The sequence below is a fragment of the Devosia sp. LjRoot16 genome (assembly GCF_964252795.1).
Lineage (GTDB): Bacteria > Pseudomonadota > Alphaproteobacteria > Rhizobiales > Devosiaceae > Devosia_A.
Window position 1 is genome coordinate 47,815 of record NZ_CAXUPH020000002.1, and the last position, 16,072, is coordinate 63,886.

Annotated in this window: 19 protein-coding genes; all 19 read right to left on the minus strand. The window is 65.4% G+C overall.

Annotated elements, in window-relative coordinates; genetic code table 11:
• Positions 1–4 precede the first annotated feature (4 nt).
• The 19 genes from ACSQ23_RS10610 to ACSQ23_RS10700 all read right to left on the minus strand — a co-directional run bounded on the left by ACSQ23_RS10610 (position 5) and on the right by ACSQ23_RS10700 (position 15,963).
• Positions 5–256 (minus strand): GlsB/YeaQ/YmgE family stress response membrane protein, encoded by a 252-nt coding sequence (locus ACSQ23_RS10610; protein ID WP_055877802.1) that lies wholly within the window; start codon positions 254–256, stop codon positions 5–7.
• Between the two features lie 120 nt (positions 257–376).
• On the minus strand, positions 377–634 hold the full coding sequence (locus tag ACSQ23_RS10615) for a GlsB/YeaQ/YmgE family stress response membrane protein (RefSeq protein WP_055879759.1): 258 nt from the start codon (positions 632–634) through the stop codon (positions 377–379).
• A 59-nt stretch (positions 635–693) separates the two neighbouring features.
• Positions 694–2,136 carry a dihydrolipoyl dehydrogenase gene (lpdA, locus tag ACSQ23_RS10620; protein WP_055996396.1) on the minus strand — a complete coding sequence of 481 codons (1,443 nt, stop codon included), beginning with the start codon at positions 2,134–2,136 and terminating at the stop codon, positions 694–696.
• Positions 2,129–2,731 (minus strand): GNAT family N-acetyltransferase, encoded by a 603-nt coding sequence (locus tag ACSQ23_RS10625; protein WP_436090603.1) that lies wholly within the window; start codon positions 2,729–2,731, stop codon positions 2,129–2,131. The genes lpdA and ACSQ23_RS10625 overlap by 8 nt, the downstream gene beginning before the upstream one ends.
• Positions 2,728–3,372 (minus strand): SGNH/GDSL hydrolase family protein, encoded by a 645-nt coding sequence (locus ACSQ23_RS10630; protein WP_436090604.1) that lies wholly within the window; start codon positions 3,370–3,372, stop codon positions 2,728–2,730. Before ACSQ23_RS10630 ends, ACSQ23_RS10625 begins: the two co-directional genes overlap by 4 nt.
• A gap of 16 nt (positions 3,373–3,388) precedes the next feature.
• A complete protein-coding gene (locus ACSQ23_RS10635; protein WP_436090605.1) occupies positions 3,389–4,732 on the minus strand; it encodes a pyruvate dehydrogenase complex dihydrolipoamide acetyltransferase in 1,344 nt (447 codons plus the stop codon).
• 6 nt (positions 4,733–4,738) lie between these two features.
• Positions 4,739–5,185 carry a nucleoside deaminase gene (locus tag ACSQ23_RS10640; RefSeq protein ID WP_436090606.1) on the minus strand — a complete coding sequence of 149 codons (447 nt, stop codon included), beginning with the start codon at positions 5,183–5,185 and terminating at the stop codon, positions 4,739–4,741.
• Positions 5,186–5,190: 5 nt separating this feature from the next.
• Positions 5,191–6,585 (minus strand): pyruvate dehydrogenase complex E1 component subunit beta, encoded by a 1,395-nt coding sequence (locus ACSQ23_RS10645; protein WP_436090607.1) that lies wholly within the window; start codon positions 6,583–6,585, stop codon positions 5,191–5,193.
• Positions 6,586–6,921, minus strand: a complete 336-nt coding sequence (locus tag ACSQ23_RS10650) for a hypothetical protein (protein ID WP_436090608.1) — start codon at positions 6,919–6,921, stop codon at positions 6,586–6,588. It abuts the gene before it with no gap.
• A 10-nt stretch (positions 6,922–6,931) separates the two neighbouring features.
• Positions 6,932–7,942 carry a pyruvate dehydrogenase (acetyl-transferring) E1 component subunit alpha gene (gene pdhA, locus ACSQ23_RS10655; protein WP_055877824.1) on the minus strand — a complete coding sequence of 337 codons (1,011 nt, stop codon included), beginning with the start codon at positions 7,940–7,942 and terminating at the stop codon, positions 6,932–6,934.
• A gap of 127 nt (positions 7,943–8,069) precedes the next feature.
• Positions 8,070–8,465: an FtsB family cell division protein gene (locus ACSQ23_RS10660; protein WP_055877826.1), complete on the minus strand. Its 396-nt coding sequence runs from the start codon at positions 8,463–8,465 to the stop codon at positions 8,070–8,072.
• 303 nt (positions 8,466–8,768) lie between these two features.
• Positions 8,769–9,374: a nucleotidyltransferase family protein gene (locus tag ACSQ23_RS10665; protein WP_436090609.1), complete on the minus strand. Its 606-nt coding sequence runs from the start codon at positions 9,372–9,374 to the stop codon at positions 8,769–8,771.
• A gap of 148 nt (positions 9,375–9,522) precedes the next feature.
• Positions 9,523–10,797 carry a phosphopyruvate hydratase gene (gene eno / locus ACSQ23_RS10670; RefSeq protein ID WP_436090610.1) on the minus strand — a complete coding sequence of 425 codons (1,275 nt, stop codon included), beginning with the start codon at positions 10,795–10,797 and terminating at the stop codon, positions 9,523–9,525.
• A 102-nt stretch (positions 10,798–10,899) separates the two neighbouring features.
• Positions 10,900–11,301 carry a hypothetical protein gene (locus ACSQ23_RS10675; protein ID WP_436090611.1) on the minus strand — a complete coding sequence of 134 codons (402 nt, stop codon included), beginning with the start codon at positions 11,299–11,301 and terminating at the stop codon, positions 10,900–10,902.
• A 3-nt stretch (positions 11,302–11,304) separates the two neighbouring features.
• Entirely contained in the window at positions 11,305–12,132 is an 828-nt protein-coding gene (locus ACSQ23_RS10680; protein ID WP_436090612.1) for an AraC family transcriptional regulator, read from the minus strand.
• Positions 12,133–12,177: 45 nt separating this feature from the next.
• Positions 12,178–13,143, minus strand: a complete 966-nt coding sequence (locus tag ACSQ23_RS10685) for an NAD-dependent epimerase/dehydratase family protein (RefSeq protein WP_436090613.1) — start codon at positions 13,141–13,143, stop codon at positions 12,178–12,180.
• Between the two features lie 87 nt (positions 13,144–13,230).
• A complete protein-coding gene (locus tag ACSQ23_RS10690) occupies positions 13,231–13,716 on the minus strand; it encodes a GlcG/HbpS family heme-binding protein (protein ID WP_436090614.1) in 486 nt (161 codons plus the stop codon).
• A 106-nt stretch (positions 13,717–13,822) separates the two neighbouring features.
• Entirely contained in the window at positions 13,823–14,416 is a 594-nt protein-coding gene (locus tag ACSQ23_RS10695; protein ID WP_200940427.1) for a response regulator transcription factor, read from the minus strand.
• Positions 14,416–15,963, minus strand: coding sequence for a sensor histidine kinase (locus tag ACSQ23_RS10700; RefSeq protein WP_436090615.1), 1,548 nt, complete (start codon positions 15,961–15,963; stop codon positions 14,416–14,418). The genes ACSQ23_RS10695 and ACSQ23_RS10700 overlap by 1 nt, the downstream gene beginning before the upstream one ends.
• Between the last annotated feature and the right edge of the window lie 109 nt (positions 15,964–16,072).

Genomic DNA, 16,072 nt, shown 5'->3' on the forward strand with positions numbered 1-16,072 from the left:
GTTCCTAGCCGGCAATGAGCCTGGCAATGACGACAACGATAATAGCACCAACCGTCGAAGTGATGATCTGCGTGACGATCGGGCTCTTGATGCCGAGGTTGATATTGAGGGCAGTGAACAGATAACCGCCCACGAACGAACCGATGACGCCGCTCACCAGATAGGTGATCAACCCGCCGCCGCCGACCACGAGACTGGCAAGGAAGCCAGCGACGAGACCGATGACGAGAAAGATGACCAGCGAGCGCGTGTCCATACGACCCATTTGAGACTCTCCCCCAAATTGCTTTTCCGGCAGACCCATTGTCTTACCCCCGTTTGACCCGATTTCGATATCGCGTCTCGACATGGCAGGTTCAACCCCGGCCGGCCTGCTCTATTTGGTAATCAGCCGTGCAATCAGCAGCACCACGATGGCGCCGATGGTGGCAGTGACGATCTGGCTGACCAGGGCATTGCCGATCGGCAGCTCGACCTTGGCCAGCGTCAGCAGGTAGGCGCCGACGACCGAGCCGATGACGCCGACGATCAGGTTGCGCAGCAGCCCGCCGCCGCCCAGGATCAGGCTGGCGATCCAGCCGGCGACGAGGCCGATGCCGAGGAAGATGAGCAGCGAGGTGATTTCTGGCGACATGAACGGAATGTCCTCGGGTGGAACCGGGTGATTCATTTGGTTTGGCCGCTACGCGCTTCTCAGATGTTGAGCGCGCGGCCGTAGGCGTCGAGTACCGACTCTTTCATGGTCTCAGAAAGGGTCGGGTGCGGGAAGATGGTGTGCATCAACTCTTCCTCAGTGGTCTCGAGGCCCATGGCGACGACGAAACCCTGGATCAGCTCGGTCACTTCCGCACCCACCATGTGGGCGCCGAGCAGCTCGCCGGTCTTGGCGTCGAAGATGGTCTTGACCAGCCCCTCGGGTTCGCCGAGGGCGATGGCCTTGCCATTGCCGACGAACGGGAAGCGGCCGACCTTGATCTCGCGCCCAGCTTCCTTGGCCTTGGCTTCGGTCAACCCGACGCTCGCCACCTGCGGCTCGCAATAGGTGCAGCCCGGGACCTTCAGCTTGTCGAGGCCATGCACGCCCTTGAGGCCGGCAATGGTCTCGACGGTGATCACCGCCTCGTGCTCGGCCTTGTGAGCCAGCATCGGCGGGCCCGCGACGTCGCCGATGGCCCAGACGCCCGGCACATTGGTGCGGCCGTAATTGTCGATGACGATCGCGCCGCGCTCGATCTTCACCCCGAGCTTTTCGAGCCCGAGATTCTCGGTATTGCACTGGACACCCACGGCCGAGATCAGCGCATCGGCCGAAATCGTCAGCTTGTCGCCGGTCTTGGGCTCGATATGGGCGGTGATGCCGTCCTTGGTCTTATCGACCTTCGACACCTTGGCGTCGGTGATGATCTTGATGCCGCGCTTTTCGAAGCGCTTCTTCACATGCGCGGCGATCTCGGCATCCTCGACAGGCAGGATGGTCGGCAGCAGCTCGACCACCGTCACTTCGGCGCCGAGCGAGCGGTAGAACGAGGCGAACTCCATGCCGATGGCGCCCGACCCCATGATCACCAGGGACTTTGGGAACTTCGCCGGCTTCATCGCCTCGAAATAGGTCCAGATCTTTTCGCCATCGGGCTCGATGCCGGGCAAGACGCGCGGCCGCGCCCCGGTGGCGATGATGATGTGCTTGGCCTTGTAGGTGCCTTCGGGCAGAACGGTCTTGGGCTGCGGCCACTGCGGCTCGACTGGCTTCTTGGTCATCTTCTTGACCACGATCTCGCCTGGCGCCGTCAGCTGCGCCTCGCCCCAGATGATGTCGACCTTGTTCTTCTTCATCAGGAACTGGACGCCATTGTTCATCTGCCCGGCGATCTTGCGCGAGCGATCGACGATGGCGGCAATGTCGAAGCCGAACTCACCGGCCGAGAGGCCATAGTCCTTGGCGTGGCCCATATGGCCGTAGATCTCGGCGGAGCGCAGCAGCGCCTTGGTCGGAATACAGCCCCAGTTGGAGCAGATGCCGGCCATGTGCTCGCGCTCGACGATGGCGGTCTTCAAACCCAGCTGCGCCGCGCGGATCGCGGCGATATAGCCGCCCGGACCGGCGCCGATGACGATGAGATCGTATGAGTCAGCCATGTTGTTGGTCCTTCATCATCAATAGCCAGTCGCTGCCACGGGCCGGCCCGTTTGGGTAGTTGCGCATCGGCCGCGACGCGGAAACCTTGAAACCTTCGCGCTCGTAGAGCTCTCTTGCCCGTACGTTCACGTCTTCAGTGATCAGCGCCAGGCCGGCGCTGCCGGCTTCGGCGCGCTTCGTCTCGGCCAGCTCGAGCAGCAGGCTGCCAACGCCATGCCCACGCCACGGCGCATGCACCGCCAGCGTCGAAATGAACCAGTGCCCGCCGGACAGCCACTCGAGCTCGACGATCGGAACCAGAAAGTCCTCGAGGTCGCCGGGAAACGAGCCCATGTCGTCAGGCTCCGGGTAGCCGAGCAGCATGCCGACCACTTCGCCATCGCTCTCGGCGATCGTGGCATTGCGCCAGTTCAGTTCGTCGCGCTCGTCGAGCATATCCAGCCGACCAACTTCGATCGGGTCATAAGTGCCGTTCGAGCGCGCATCGTACGCCCAGCCCAAGCCGATGCCGCCATGGGTCGCGATGTTGACCAGGAGCGCGATCTCACTCGCGTCAGCCTTGGTCGCCGGGCGAATGGCGATCGGGGCGGTCACAGGCCCAATACCTGTTTGACCAGCGGTGCGAGGCCCTCGCCGATGGCGCGGGTGTTGGCAGCATCGAGATGTACGCCATCAGCCGGGTGCGGCTGGGCGACGGTCGCGGCGTCGAAGAACCCGGTGCCGTATTCGTCGGCGCGCAGCTTGTACCACTGCGCGAAGAGCTTGGACTGGTCGATCGCCGCGTCGCCGAAATGCAGCAGCATCTCCGGATGATCGGTGTCGCTGATATGCGGCGGCGCCACGAGGATAATCTTCGGCGCGATGTCGCCGGGCTTCTGGTAGTGCCCGCGGGTGATCTGCACCAGCCGGCGCATGCCGTTGGCCGCTTCCTGCGCCGTACGGCCATGGAACGGCTTCAGGTCATTGGTACCCAGCATGATGATCACCAGGTCGAGCGGCGAGTGCGACTCGAGCAGCGTCGGCAGCAGCCGCGCACCATTGCGATCGGCAGCGGCCCAGCCGTCGTCATGCACGGTAGTGCGGCCACCAAGTCCTTCCGCGATAACCCGGGCCTTGCCGTCGAGGGCGCGCTCGAGCGCCGTCGGCCAGCGGTCCTCGTAAGGATGGCGCGGGCCACCGGGGATCGGGTTGGCGCCGAAGGTGAGGCTGTCGCCGAAAGCGAGGATGGTCTTCATCGCGAAGCCCCTGCCCTCAAGCCAGCATCATCACGGGGTTTTCGATCAGGCCCTTGAATGCCGCCAGCACTTCGGCGCCGAGCGCGCCGTCGACCGCGCGGTGATCGCAGCTCAAGGTGACGGTCATGAAGTTGGCGACCTTCACCTGACCCTTCTCGGCGTAGACCCGCTCCTCGCCGACACCGACCGCAAGGATGGTGCCGTGCGGCGGGTTGATGACGGCCTGGAAGTTCTTGATGCCATACATGCCGAGGTTGCTGACCGAGGAGGTGCCGCCCTGGTATTCCTGCGGCATCAGCTTTTTGGAACGGGCGCGGCCGGCGAGATCCTTCACTTCATCGGAGATCTGGCGCAGCGACTTGGTATCGCAGGCCTTGACCACCGGGGTGAACAGCCCGCCCGGCACGGCCACCGCAACCGCCACGTCGGCGTGCTTGTGGTAGAGGATCGAGTCCCCCGCCCAGGTGGCGTTGGCGGTCGGCACCTTCATCAGCGCTGCGGCCCAGGCCTTCATGACGAAGTCGTTGACTGAGAGCTTATAGGTGGGCTTGCCGTCCTTGAGAGGCGCGGCGGCATTGATCTGTTCGCGCGCTTCGAGCAGAGCGTCGATCTTGCAGTCGAGCGACAGGTAGAAATGCGGAATGGTCTGCTTGGCCTCGGTGAGGCGCGCCGCCACGACCTTGCGCATCCCGTCATTGGGGACGATGTCGTAGCTGCCCTCGGGATAGAGGGCCATGACCTGTGCCTTGCTCATGCCACCGGCAAGCGCAGCGCCACCCGATGCAGCCGCGGCTGCAGGCGCCGCAGCAGCCTTCAATGGCGCCTTGCCGGACTTGGCGGCTTCGACGTCGGAACGCACCACGCGGCCATGCGGGCCCGAGCCTGCGATGGCGCTGAGCTCGATGCCGGCGTCCTTGGCGAGGCGCTTGGCCAGCGGCGAAGCAAAGACACGGGCGCCGTTCGCGGCGGGAGCAGCGGCAGGCTTCGCCGGCGCGGGGGCCGGGGTAGCAGCAGGAGCGGGCGCGGCGGCCGGAGCCTCGGCCTTCGCCGGTTCCGGGGCTTTGGCGGCAGGAGCGGCAGCGGCTGGCGCTGGGGTCTTCACGTCGGCGGCAGTTTCGCCTTCGGTGAGGATCACCGCGATCACTGCGTTGACCTTGACGTTCTCGGTGCCCTCGGGGACGACGATCTTGCCGATCTTGCCCTCATCGACGGCCTCGACTTCCATCGTCGCCTTGTCGGTCTCGATCTCGGCGATCACGTCGCCGGAGGAGACGCTATCGCCCTCCTTGACGTGCCACTTGGCGAGCTTGCCCTCTTCCATGGTGGGAGAGAGCGCGGGCATGGTGATGTTGATGCTCATGGTGCCTTACTCGCCGATATCTTCGTTCCAGAGTTGCGGATGCTTCTCGATGAAATCCGCCATCATGTGCTCGCAGCGTTCGTCGTGGTAGTCCACCACGTCAACGCCGGCCAGTGACAGGACATCCTGGAAGCCTTTGAAATTCTTCGATTCTGCTACCACCACGCGCGCAATGCCGAACTGGATGATGGTGCCGGTGCACATCATGCAGGGGCTGAGCGTGGTGTAGCAGGTCACGTCCTTGTAGGTGCGCTGCCGGCCGGCGTTCTGGATCGCGTCCATTTCGCCATGCAGGATCGGATCACCCTTCTGCACGCGCCGATTGTGGCCACGGCCGATGATCTCGCCGTTGCGCACCAGCACCGAGCCAATCGGGATGCCGCCCTCCGAGAGGCCCAGCTGGGCCTCCTTATAGGCTGCATCGAGGAACTTCCGATCGAGCTCGGTCACCATCAGCGTCAGCTCCGATAGGTCACGGCGTTCACCGCCGCGATGACCTCATCGACATTCGGCAAAGCCAGCTTCTCGAGGTTCGCGGCGTAAGGCATCGGGACATCCTTGCCGGTGACCCGGGTCGGCGGCGCATCGAGATAGTCGAAGGCCTCGGCGGTGACGACGGCCGAGAGTTCGGCGCCGATGCCGCCCTGCGGCCAGCCTTCCTCGACAGTGACGAGGCGGCCGGTCTTTTTGACCGACTCGACGACCGTCCTGGTGTCCATCGGACGCAGCGTGCGCAGGTCGATCAGCTCGACATCGACACCGGCCGCAACCAGCTTCTCGGTTGCCTGGGTGGCGTAGCGCATCCCCATCGAGAACGAGACGATGGTGACGTCCTTGCCCTGCCGGGCGATACGCGCCTTGCCGATCGGCAGCACGTAGTCGTCGACCTTGGGCACGAGGCCGGTCGAGCCGTAGAGGATTTCGTTCTCGAGGAAGACGATCGGGTTGTTGGAACGGATCGCCGCCTTGAGCAGGCCCTTGGCGTCGGCGGCGCTATAGGGCGCGACGACGTAGAGCCCGGGCACGTGGCTGTACCAGGCCGAATAGTCCTGGCTGTGCTGCGCGCCGACGCGGGCGGCGGCACCGTTAGGACCGCGGAACACGATCGGCGCGGTGACCTGACCGCCGGACATGTAGAGCTGCTTGGCGGCGGAGTTGATGATCTGGTCGATCGCCTGCATGGCGAAGTTCCAGGTCATGAACTCGACGATCGGGCGGAGGCCGGCAAAGGCCGCGCCGACGGCGAGGCCGGCAAAGCCGTGCTCGGTGATCGGGGTATCGACAACGCGCTCTGGGCCGAATTCCTGCAGCAGGTTCTGGCTGATCTTATAGGCGCCCTGATACTCGGCCACTTCCTCGCCCATCAGGAAGATATCCTTGTCGCGGCGCATCTCTTCGGCCATCGCCTCGTTCAGCGCCTGGCGGACGGTCATTTCGACCATTTCGACGCCGGCAGGCAGATCGGGATCGGATGCGGCTTCGAGGATCGACACCGGGGCGACGCCCGCTGGCGCCGTTGGCGTCGGCGACGCCACAGCTTCCGCGACCGCAGCAGCGGAAACCGTCTCGGGTGTACGCTGGGCCGGCTGGGCGCTGACGTCGCCCGGCTCCTCGCCCTCACCCAGAACGATGGCGATCGGGGCGTTCACCTTCACGCCCTCGGTGCCCTCGGGGACGATAAGCTTGTTCACCACGCCGCTATCGACGCTTTCGACTTCCATCGTCGCCTTGTCGGTCTCGATTTCGGCCAATACGTCGCCGGGCTTTACCGTATCGCCTTCCTTGACCAGCCATTTCGAGAGTTTCCCCTCTTCCATGGTCGGCGAGAGGGCGGGCATCAGGATCGTGGGCATTCAGCTCTCCAGACTGGAGGATGGATTGGCGAGGACGGCTTGGTCCTCATGGGTATTGTTCTGCTGCTCGGCACCGAGCAGGATACCGGCAGCCGCGCCGGCGATCACCGCCAGCATGAAGACCAGAAACGCCATCCGGTAGCGCCGGATATGCGGCTCGACCGCGGCTCCGGCAGCGGCGCGAATTTCGCCGAAGCGCCAGCCGCCCAGGGCAAACCAGCTCTTCCACCGTTGCCCGGCGGGCGTCAGCGCAACGATCTGCAGCACCGCTATCAACGCCACCAGCCAGGCGCCGACTGTGGCGACGGCAACGATAGCGATGAGCGCGCCGGCCACCGGATCCGCCTCATGCCGCGTAGATGTCGGTCCAGAGCTCCGACGCCGCCGGCTCCGGATCGGAAGTGGCAAAGTCGGCCGCCTCGGTGACGATGGCGCGAATCTCGGTCTCGAGCTCCTTGAGGCTTTCCTCGGTGCCGTAGCGCTTCTCGAGGATGCGCTGCTTTACCTGCTCGATCGGATCGTGCTCGGCCCGCATGGTCGAGACTTCGTCCTTGCTGCGGTATTTCGCCGGGTCGGACATGGAGTGTCCGCGATAGCGGTACGTCAGCATCTCGAGGATGTAGGGGCCCTTGCCCGACCGTGCATGCTCGATGGCGCGCTTGGCGGCGTCATAGGTCATGCGGACATCCATGCCGTCGACCTGCTCACCGTCGATGCCAAAGGAGATGCCGCGCTTCGAAAAATCCGGTTGGCCGGAGGCACGCTCGACCGAGGTACCCATGCCGTAGCGGTTGTTCTCGACGATATAGACGGCCGGCAGGTTCCAGAGCTTGGCCATATTGAAGCTCTCATAGACCTGGCCCTGGTTGGCCGCGCCGTCGCCGAAATAGGAAATCGAAACAGTGTTGTCGCCGCGGTACTTGCTGGCGAAGGCAAGGCCGGTGCCGAGCGACACCTGGGCGCCGACGATACCGTTGCCACCATAGAAGCGATGCTCGTTGGAGAACATGTGCATCGAGCCGCCCTTGCCCTTCGACAGGCCGCCCTGGCGGCCGGTCAGCTCGGCCATCACGCCCTTGGGGTCGAGGCCCATGACCAGCATGTGGCCATGGTCGCGGTAGCCGGTGATCTGGGCGTCCTCGCCCTTCTTCGACGCCATGGTGACGCCGGTGACCACGGCTTCCTGGCCGATATAGAGGTGGCAGAAGCCGCCGATCAGGCCCATGCCGTACATCTGGCCCGCCTTCTCCTCGAAGCGGCGGATCAGCAGCATTTCGCGGTACGCGGCGAGTTCCTGTTCCTTGCTGAGTTCGGGGACATTGGACTTGGCCGTTTTGGCCACCGCTTTACGCGCCATGGGCGAGAGCTCCGGAATATGGATAAGCCGCATCGATGTCGCACGGCACAGGAGCCGCGAACCGGCGGAGCTTAGCGCAATAATGTGACGGAGGCGAATCCGCGCGGCGTGTGAAGAAACGGAGCTATCAGTCTATACCGTCTTCGATAATTCCGCTTAACTGATCTGTGGTTGATGCAGTGTCTGAACTGGAAAGTGGTTTACCGTTGGCCGGATTGACCATCACCACGATGTCATCGGCCTGCGCCATCGAGAGTAGCGCCCGGGCCCGCTCCGAGACCAGGTCCGGATCCATCCGCGTGGTCTGGAACAGCTCGATCCGGTGGCGGAACGAGTCGATCTCGGCTTGCAGCGCTCCGGACTTGGCGCCGAGCTCATCGATCTCGGCCTCGAGCACATCCTGGCTCTCGATGCCGAACTGCCCGGTAACGACACTGTAGCCGAGATAGCCCTGGAAGGCGATGAGTCCCAGACCGAGGACGACATGGCGCCAGAAGGCTGGACGTTTCAAACGGGTGGGCATGGACGAGCTTCGCCTGGTTCTCTTGCAGGGCCTTTATAGTTCACCGCGGCTTAACGGGTGGTTGCGGGAGGCGGGCTTTAGGTGAAGGGGGGGCCGGCTAATCGAGGCTTCGAGCGCGTGGCACACCCCTCCCCAACCCTCCCCGTCAAGGGGAGGGTGCCGGCTGGTGGGTGTAACTCGATCGTGCCCCAAGCTCGATCGGCACCTCCCCCTGGACGGGGGAGGTTGGGAGGGGGTGCGCCGAGCCACGATGGCCCTGGATAGCCTCAGTCCAAAGCGACGCTTTCAATGCCAGTGGAAGGCCTACCAAGCCTCCACAACAATCTCCGGCCACACCGACCTTGCCCGCTCCGCCTTCTTCTCGTGCGTGGCGCGGTTGTTCATCCGCCGGTTCGGCACGAGACGGAAGCTGAACAGGTCGTCGAGGCCGAAGGGGACGTAAAGCTCGATCTCCCCTCTGCCATCGAGCCGCGCGCCGACGGCATGGGTGAGCGAGGCGAAGCGGTCGATGGAATCGCGCGACGAGCTCAGCGCCGGATAGGGCTCGCCGAAGCGCTCGGGGTACCACAGGTGCACCCGCGCCTGGTTGCGCAGTTGCACCGGCAGCGGCAGGCCGGCGAAGGCCTGGTCGGCGCGCTTGATGGCGCGGTCCTCGGCCTCGTAGCTCAGGTCCGAGGCGTCGAAATAGAACAGGTCGATGTCGTTGATACCGGTCAACGGCGGCCGCCCGGTCAGGTGGTTCCAGACCGTGTTGTAGATGGCGCCGGAGACCAGCCAGCTGTCGGGCAGGTGCAACGCCGGCAGCCGCTCGAGCACATCGACCAGCAGCGGCGTGGCGCGGATGATGTCGCGCAGAGCTTCGGCCTGGGTGGCGGCGGGCAAGCCCGCATATCGGAGGTGGTCGGTCATCAGGCGACGGTAGCCGATTCAGCTACCGCCGCGTGTCAGGGTTTTGGAGCGGGATTGCGTTTCGTTGAATCGCAATCCTGCTCCAAGTGCTTGTTTGTCGCGAGATCGAACCGGAAAAGTCTGCAACTTTTCCTGATCTCGCTCCAGGTCACGCCTTCAAAATGCTGCGGCCGGCATACTTGGCCGAGGTGCCGAGCTGCTCTTCGATGCGGATCAGCTGGTTGTACTTGGCCAGCCGGTCGGAGCGGCTGAGCGAGCCGGTCTTGATCTGCCCGCAGTTGCAGGCGACCGCGAGATCCGAGATCGTCGAATCCTCGGTTTCGCCCGAGCGGTGCGACATTACCGAGGTGTAGGCGGCGCGATGGGCGGTATCGACGGCGTCGAGCGTCTCGGAGAGCGAGCCGATCTGGTTCACCTTGACGAGGATCGAGTTGGCGACACCCATCTTGATGCCGGAGCGCAGGCGCTCGGTGTTGGTGACGAACAGGTCGTCGCCCACCAGTTGCACCTTCTTGCCGAGCAGGTCAGTGAGCGTCTTCCAGCCCTCCCAGTCGTCCTCGGCCATGCCGTCTTCGATGGAAATGATCGGAAACTTGTCGACGAGGCCGGCGAGGAATTTGGCGTTGTCTTCCGACGACAGCGTCTTGCCTTCGCCTTCCATGGCGTACTTGCCGGCTTTGAAGTACTCGGTCGAGGCGCAGTCGAGGCCGAGATAGACGTCCTTGCCGGCGGTGTAGCCGGCCTTTTCGATCGACTTGACGATGTACTCGAGCGCCGCTTCGGCGGACTTGAGGTTGGGCGCGAAACCGCCTTCGTCGCCGACATTGGTGTTGTGGCCGTCGGCCGCGAGACCCTTTTTCAGGGTGTGGAAGATCTCCGAGCCGATCTGCACCGCATGGGCGATGCTCTCGGCGCCGACCGGCAGGATCATGAATTCCTGCATGTCGATCGGGTTGTCGGCATGGGCGCCGCCATTGATGATGTTCATCATCGGCACCGGCAGGACATGGGCATTGGGGCCGCCGATATAGCGGTAGAGCGGCAGTTCGCTCGATTCGGCCGCCGCCTTGGCCACGGCGAGCGAGACGCCGAGGATGGCGTTGGCGCCGAGCCGCGACTTGTTCGGGGTGCCATCGAGTTCGATCAGGGCCCGATCGACCCCGATCTGGTCGAGCGCGTCGAGGCCCTGGATCTCGGCGAAGATCTCGGTATTGACGAAATCGACCGCCTTGGTGACGCCCTTGCCGAGGAACGGCTTGCCACCGTCACGAAGCTCCACCGCCTCATGCGCGCCGGTCGAGGCGCCCGAGGGCACCATGGCCCGGCCAAAACTGCCGTCATCGAGCACCACATCCACCTCGACGGTCGGATTGCCGCGGCTGTCGAAGACCTGCCGGCCGGTGATGTCGATGATGGTAGACATGTGCGTGACCCCTTGTCCGTGCAATCGATTGCTCGGCCCTTGTTAGAGAAGGGCAATGACACAGTGAAGGGGGACCGGGAGAAAATTTCGCGTCCCCTACCCTCAGCGCTCGGCCGCCCGACGGGTGGCGACGAAGGCTGGCCCGTTCGGCAGGCGGCCGGTAGTCGGGCTCGCTGCATCGAGAACGCGCCAGAACGGGGTGATCGCCTCGACCGGCACGCCGGCTGCGTAGGCCTCGAGGGCGGCTTCGGCGACGGTGCGGAGGTGGTAGCCGGTGTAGATCGGACAGGTCACCTCGGCATGGTGGCGCTCCGCCAGCTCGCGGCGCATCGCTTTGGTGTCGACGCTGTGGCCCGGCGGGATGGCCGACATGAAGTCGGCGATCATCCGCGCCGTGGGCACCAGCATGATCTGGCCGGCGCACATGCCGGCGATGCTGATCGGGGCCGGCTTCACCACCGGCTCGGCTAGAGCGTTGAGCTTTTCGGTCCAGGTCTTTCCCATCTTTCACACCAGCGGCAGGTAGAGGATGGTCAGCAGCTCGGACGGCGCGGTGTCGCGCGGGCTGTTGAGATATTCCTCCAGGACCGGCGCGTCGGCAATGTCGCGGCCGGACTGCGGCAGCCAGGTGCCGAACAGCCAATTGTACTCGGCGCGCATATCGGCATAGGGCCCCTGGTGGCGGAGCACGGCATAGTCGCCGGCGCGCGTCGTGGTGACCGGCAGACCCGCCGGCGGAGAGCTGAGCGTCGCAGCCGCCGACGAGCGGAGCTCGTCTACCGGCACGGCGCTCGGATCATCGCCATAGACGCCGAACATGCGGGTGCTCTGGTCGATCAGGCCGGCGGCGCCCAGGCGACCGAACAGCACATCGAACGCCATGCCGATATTCATGTAGTCGCCGAGATGCGGCTCGGTGGCGATGGTTATCGCCGGCAGGTGGCGGATCTCGACGGCGTAGTGTGGGGTCGGGGCGCCGTTCTGCGCCGGGTTGAATGCGGTGTGGCTGCCCTCGCGGCGATAGCGGGCCGGCGGCATGCCGTAGGCCTCGGCGAAGATGCGGGTGAAGGACTGCAGGTTGTCGTAGCCGGAACGCCTGGCGATGGCCTCAACCGACGCGTCGGAATTGGCCAGCTCATTGGCGGCCCGCATCAGGCGGAGGCGGCGGACCGCTGCTGCCGCGGTCTCGCCGCGCATCGCCGAATAAACGCGATGCCAGTGCCAGGGCGACATCGCCGCGACATCGGCAAGACGCTCGAGGTCGAGCGGCTCGTCGAGATGCTCGTAGATATAGGCGGTGACGCGGTTGATGCGGTCTTCGTAGCTGTGGGTCATTGGCTTACCTCGTGGTGAGCGATGGTGTGCCATGAGCCGATTTCACTAGTCTTGCGGACCTTGGACCTTGCCGTTGGCGACGAGCCAGCTGACCGCCTCCTGCACCGCTTCCAGCGAGGAATGGTGTGGGGCGAAGCCGAGCAGGCGCTTTGCCTTCTCCATCGAATGACTGGGGCTGCGGACGATATGCTCCCAGGTGGCGTTGGCGTCGTCGGGGTCCTGCCCAGCCTTCCACTGCTCGAACGGCAGGTAGCTGAGCTTCGGTTCATGGCCGAACCAGCGGTACATTGCTTCGGCGTAGCCGCGCAGGTTGATCGCCTGCGGCGAAACGGCGTTGAAGGCCTCGCCGATGGCCGTGGAGCGGTTGGCGATGATCGCCATGATCAGCCGCGCCAGGTCGTCGGCGTGGACGTGATGCACGGTCTCGAGCCCGAAGTTCGGCAGGACCAGTTCCTCGCCGCGGGCGATCTGCGAGAACACCTCGGCGTTGAAGTGGCCGGCCGGGTTCAGCGGCGCCCAGCCGGGACCGACAATATGGCCGGGACGGAAGACGGTGGCGGGAAAGCCGTGGCGGCGCGCCTCGTCGAGCAGGTAGCTTTCGATCGCCGCCTTCTGCGTGCCGTACTCGCCGAAGGGGTTGCGCGGCTGGTCTTCGGTGGCGGGCACGGCAGTGTTGTGGCCATAGATCCAGATGGTACCGCAGTGGATGAAATGCTGCACCTTGCCGCGCAGCGCCTCGACCAGTTGCTGGGCGCGCGGCAGCACGAAGCAGATCATGTCGATGACGATGTCGGCCTCAAGCGCCGCAATCGCAGTGCCGAAACTGCCTTCGTGCTCGGCGGCCTCGCGATCGATGAGGACCGTCTCCACCCTGCCCCACGCAGCATTGGGCGTGTACGGCTTGCGGTGGCCGCGCGTGACGTTGATGACGTGATGACCGGCTTCGACCAAGCGAGGCACGAGGTAAGTGCCGACATGGCCGCTGCCTCCGATGATGACGACCTTGGCCATGACGCTCTCCTCCAATGAACGAAAGGCGGTGCATGTGCACCGCCCTTCCCACATTGTAGCCGCAGCCAAGCCGCGGAGGAAAGTCGCTTACTTCAGCAGTTCGGCATTGGCGTCGATGGCCGCGACGGCGCAGGCCTCATCGATGGCGCCCGAGGGTGCACCGCCCACGCCGATAGCGCCGATGGTCTCGTCGCCCGACTTCACCGGCACGCCGCCGGCGAGCACCAGGAAGCCCTCGAGCGTGGTCAGCTCGGCCGCCGATGGGTTCTTGGCGATGTTCTCGACCATCACGGCCGTCGGGGTACGGGTCGAGGCCGAGGTGTAGGCCTTGCGGGTAGCGGAATCGAGGGTGTGCGGACCGGCGGCGTCGGCGCGGAGCAGCGCGCGGAGGTTGCCGGCGCGATCAACCACGGCGACCGAGACGTTGTACTTGTCGGCGGCGCAGGCCTCGACCGCCGACTGAGCGAGCCTGGTCGCAACATCGAGCGGCATGTTCTTTTCGCTGAGGGTCGCGGCATTGGCGACGCCGGTGAGCGCGAGGACGGCGGCGAGGGCGAGGGAGAGCTTGGGCATGGGATACTCCGGAAGGTGGGTGGCGCATGGCGCCGTTGACCCCGGAAATCTGACCGCTCCCGGCCTCGATCACTATCGGTGAGCCGCCCGAGGCAGGTCGGTAGCGCTACCGACGGGCGGCCGCCGCAACGATGCGGACGAACTCGGCGACCGAACTGGTGCCGAGCTTTTCAGCGATGTGGGCGCGGTGGGTATCGATGGTGCGCGGCGAGATGGCCAGCGTCTCGGCGATTTCTTTCGTCGCCCAGCCGCGGCTCACCATGTCGAGCACCTCGCGCTCGCGGTCGGTGAGCGTTGCCAGCAGCTGCCGCGCCTCGTCGTCCTCCTGCTGCGTATCCAGCCGCGCGAGTGCTGCCTGCACCGCTTCGACCAGCACCTGTTCGTCGATCGGTTTGGTCAGGAAGTCGACGGCGCCGGCTTTGAAGGCGCGTCGGCAGGCGTGGATGTCGCCGTGTCCGGTGATGACGATGAATGGCCAGTCGATGCCGCGCTCGCTGAGCCGCTCCTGCAGTTGCAGACCCGAGACAGCCGGCATCCTGAGGTCGACCAAGAGGCACCCCGGCTGCAGCGCTGCGGATGCGGCGAGGAAGCTCGTTGGGTCGGCGTAGGTGCTGACGGCATAGCCGTAGGTCCCGAGCAGCAACGACAGCGCGTCGCGCACGGCCTCATCGTCATCGACGAGATAGATCGGGGTCTTGATCATCTCGGTGCGCCCCCGCGATGGCGCGGCAGCGTCACGGTGAAGCTCGCGCCGCCCTCCGGATTGTTGGCAGCCTCGACGCTGCCGCCGAAGCGCTCGACCAGCGTTTCGCAGAGCGGCAGGCCAAGGCCCATGCCAGTGGGCTTGGTCGAGTAGAACGGCTCGAACAGGTGCGGCAGGACGTCGGCCGGTACCCCCGGTCCGTTGTCACTAACCCGGACTCGGACCTGCTCGGCATCCGCCGTGACCGTGACCACGACCCGGTTCCCCTGCCCGGAGGCCTCGATGGCGTCTGCGGCGTTGCGAACGAGGTTGTGCAGCACCTGCTCGAGCTCAATGGGGTCGGCGAGGACCATCGCCAGCTCGCTCGATGGGATGACCTCGAGCGTTACGGCCCGCTCCCGGAGGTCGGCGGCGAGCAGGCTGGCGACTTCGGCGGCGACGCGGTTGAGGTCGCTCGGCTGCGGCGTCGTGGGCGACTTGCTGACATAGGCGCGCAACCGCCCGAGAATATCGGCAGCGCGGCGGGCCTGGCGCACATTGGCCTCGAGCACGCCAGCGAGGGCGGCGCTGTCCGGAGGGCTGTGCTCGGCCAGACGCAGGCCGGCCTGGCTCTGGCTCAACAGTGCCGTCAGCGGCTGGGTCAGCTCGTGGGCGATGCCCGAGGCCAGCTCGCCCATCGAATTGACCCGGGCCGCATGTTCGAGCCGCAACTGGTGCTCCTGCGCCTGCTGGCGCTCCCGCGCCTCTGCCGTCGCCCGGCGCTGCTGCAGCAGCAGATAGGCGGCAGCAACGAGCACAAGCGTGCTCAGGGCGAACACCAGCAGCGGGCCAAGCGCCAGCACCTCTGCCACGGTGATCCGCTGCTGCAATCGAAGCGAGAGCGGCTGCGACACACTGGGGACCAGCCACGAGCCGGCGAGCGTCACCTCGCCCAAGCCGGCGGCCGACGACCGATCATCGACCAGGACTATGTCCCCCTTCGCGAGCTGCAGTGACAGCCCGGGCGGCAGATCCGGGTCATCCAGCAGCCGGGAGGCATCGATGCTCAGCGCGATGAGGAAACGCCCCGCCTCGTCCGAGGTGCGCTTCAGCAGCTGGTAGCCGCCGGCACCTGAAGGGTCGGCAATCATCGTGGAGGTGCCGCGTGGCAGCGACGGCGCGGCGCGCTCGAACTGCTGAAGCTGGCTCATAGCAGGCGGTTCGCCACTGACCGCCAGCGCTACGAGGCTGCTGTCCAATAGCGCGATCGAGGTGATGCGTGGATAGAACCGGATGATGCTGTCGGCAAGCTGGCTGAACAGCTCCAACGGTGGCGGGTCGCTGGCGATCGCGAGGGTCGCAAGGCTGGTCAGGTGCGCGTCGTGCTGCGCCGTCGCCTGACCGATGGTGCGCTGCAGCTCAGCGCCGCGCGCGTCGAGCTGCCGCTGCGCGTCGGTGATGCTGAGCCATGCCGAAATGACCACGAAGGCCACGAGGCCAAGCAGCCAGGCGGCTGCGAGGGCACTCAGGGTCTTCCGGTCGGCGGCGCGCGAAACGTCATTCATGCTGCGATCTATAGCCGCGAGACGCACGGCAGGCGATCCGCAGCATCACCGATCTGACGTCTCGCCTCGCCGGGCGGGATGCAGTATAAGCCGCGTCCCCCACGCGGGG

What these genes read in the sequence shown, in the direction of transcription:
- ACSQ23_RS10610 (WP_055877802.1), bottom strand. Translation starts at nt 256, where the DNA reads ATGGACACGCGCTCGCTGGTCATCTTTCTCGTCATCGGTCTCGTCGCT.
- ACSQ23_RS10615 (WP_055879759.1), bottom strand. Translation starts at nt 634, where the DNA reads ATGTCGCCAGAAATCACCTCGCTGCTCATCTTCCTCGGCATCGGCCTC.
- lpdA (WP_055996396.1), bottom strand. Translation starts at nt 2,136, where the DNA reads ATGGCTGACTCATACGATCTCATCGTCATCGGCGCCGGTCCGGGCGGC.
- ACSQ23_RS10630 (WP_436090604.1), bottom strand. Translation starts at nt 3,372, where the DNA reads ATGAAGACCATCCTCGCTTTCGGCGACAGCCTCACCTTCGGCGCCAAC.
- ACSQ23_RS10635 (WP_436090605.1), bottom strand. Translation starts at nt 4,732, where the DNA reads ATGAGCATCAACATCACCATGCCCGCGCTCTCTCCCACCATGGAAGAG.
- ACSQ23_RS10640 (WP_436090606.1), bottom strand. Translation starts at nt 5,185, where the DNA reads ATGGTGACCGAGCTCGATCGGAAGTTCCTCGATGCAGCCTATAAGGAG.
- ACSQ23_RS10645 (WP_436090607.1), bottom strand. Translation starts at nt 6,585, where the DNA reads ATGCCCACGATCCTGATGCCCGCCCTCTCGCCGACCATGGAAGAGGGG.
- pdhA (WP_055877824.1), bottom strand. Translation starts at nt 7,942, where the DNA reads ATGGCGCGTAAAGCGGTGGCCAAAACGGCCAAGTCCAATGTCCCCGAA.
- ACSQ23_RS10660 (WP_055877826.1), bottom strand. Translation starts at nt 8,465, where the DNA reads ATGCCCACCCGTTTGAAACGTCCAGCCTTCTGGCGCCATGTCGTCCTC.
- ACSQ23_RS10665 (WP_436090609.1), bottom strand. Translation starts at nt 9,374, where the DNA reads ATGACCGACCACCTCCGATATGCGGGCTTGCCCGCCGCCACCCAGGCC.
- eno (WP_436090610.1), bottom strand. Translation starts at nt 10,797, where the DNA reads ATGTCTACCATCATCGACATCACCGGCCGGCAGGTCTTCGACAGCCGC.
- ACSQ23_RS10675 (WP_436090611.1), bottom strand. Translation starts at nt 11,301, where the DNA reads ATGGGAAAGACCTGGACCGAAAAGCTCAACGCTCTAGCCGAGCCGGTG.
- ACSQ23_RS10680 (WP_436090612.1), bottom strand. Translation starts at nt 12,132, where the DNA reads ATGACCCACAGCTACGAAGACCGCATCAACCGCGTCACCGCCTATATC.
- ACSQ23_RS10685 (WP_436090613.1), bottom strand. Translation starts at nt 13,143, where the DNA reads ATGGCCAAGGTCGTCATCATCGGAGGCAGCGGCCATGTCGGCACTTAC.
- ACSQ23_RS10690 (WP_436090614.1), bottom strand. Translation starts at nt 13,716, where the DNA reads ATGCCCAAGCTCTCCCTCGCCCTCGCCGCCGTCCTCGCGCTCACCGGC.
- ACSQ23_RS10700 (WP_436090615.1), bottom strand. Translation starts at nt 15,963, where the DNA reads ATGAATGACGTTTCGCGCGCCGCCGACCGGAAGACCCTGAGTGCCCTC.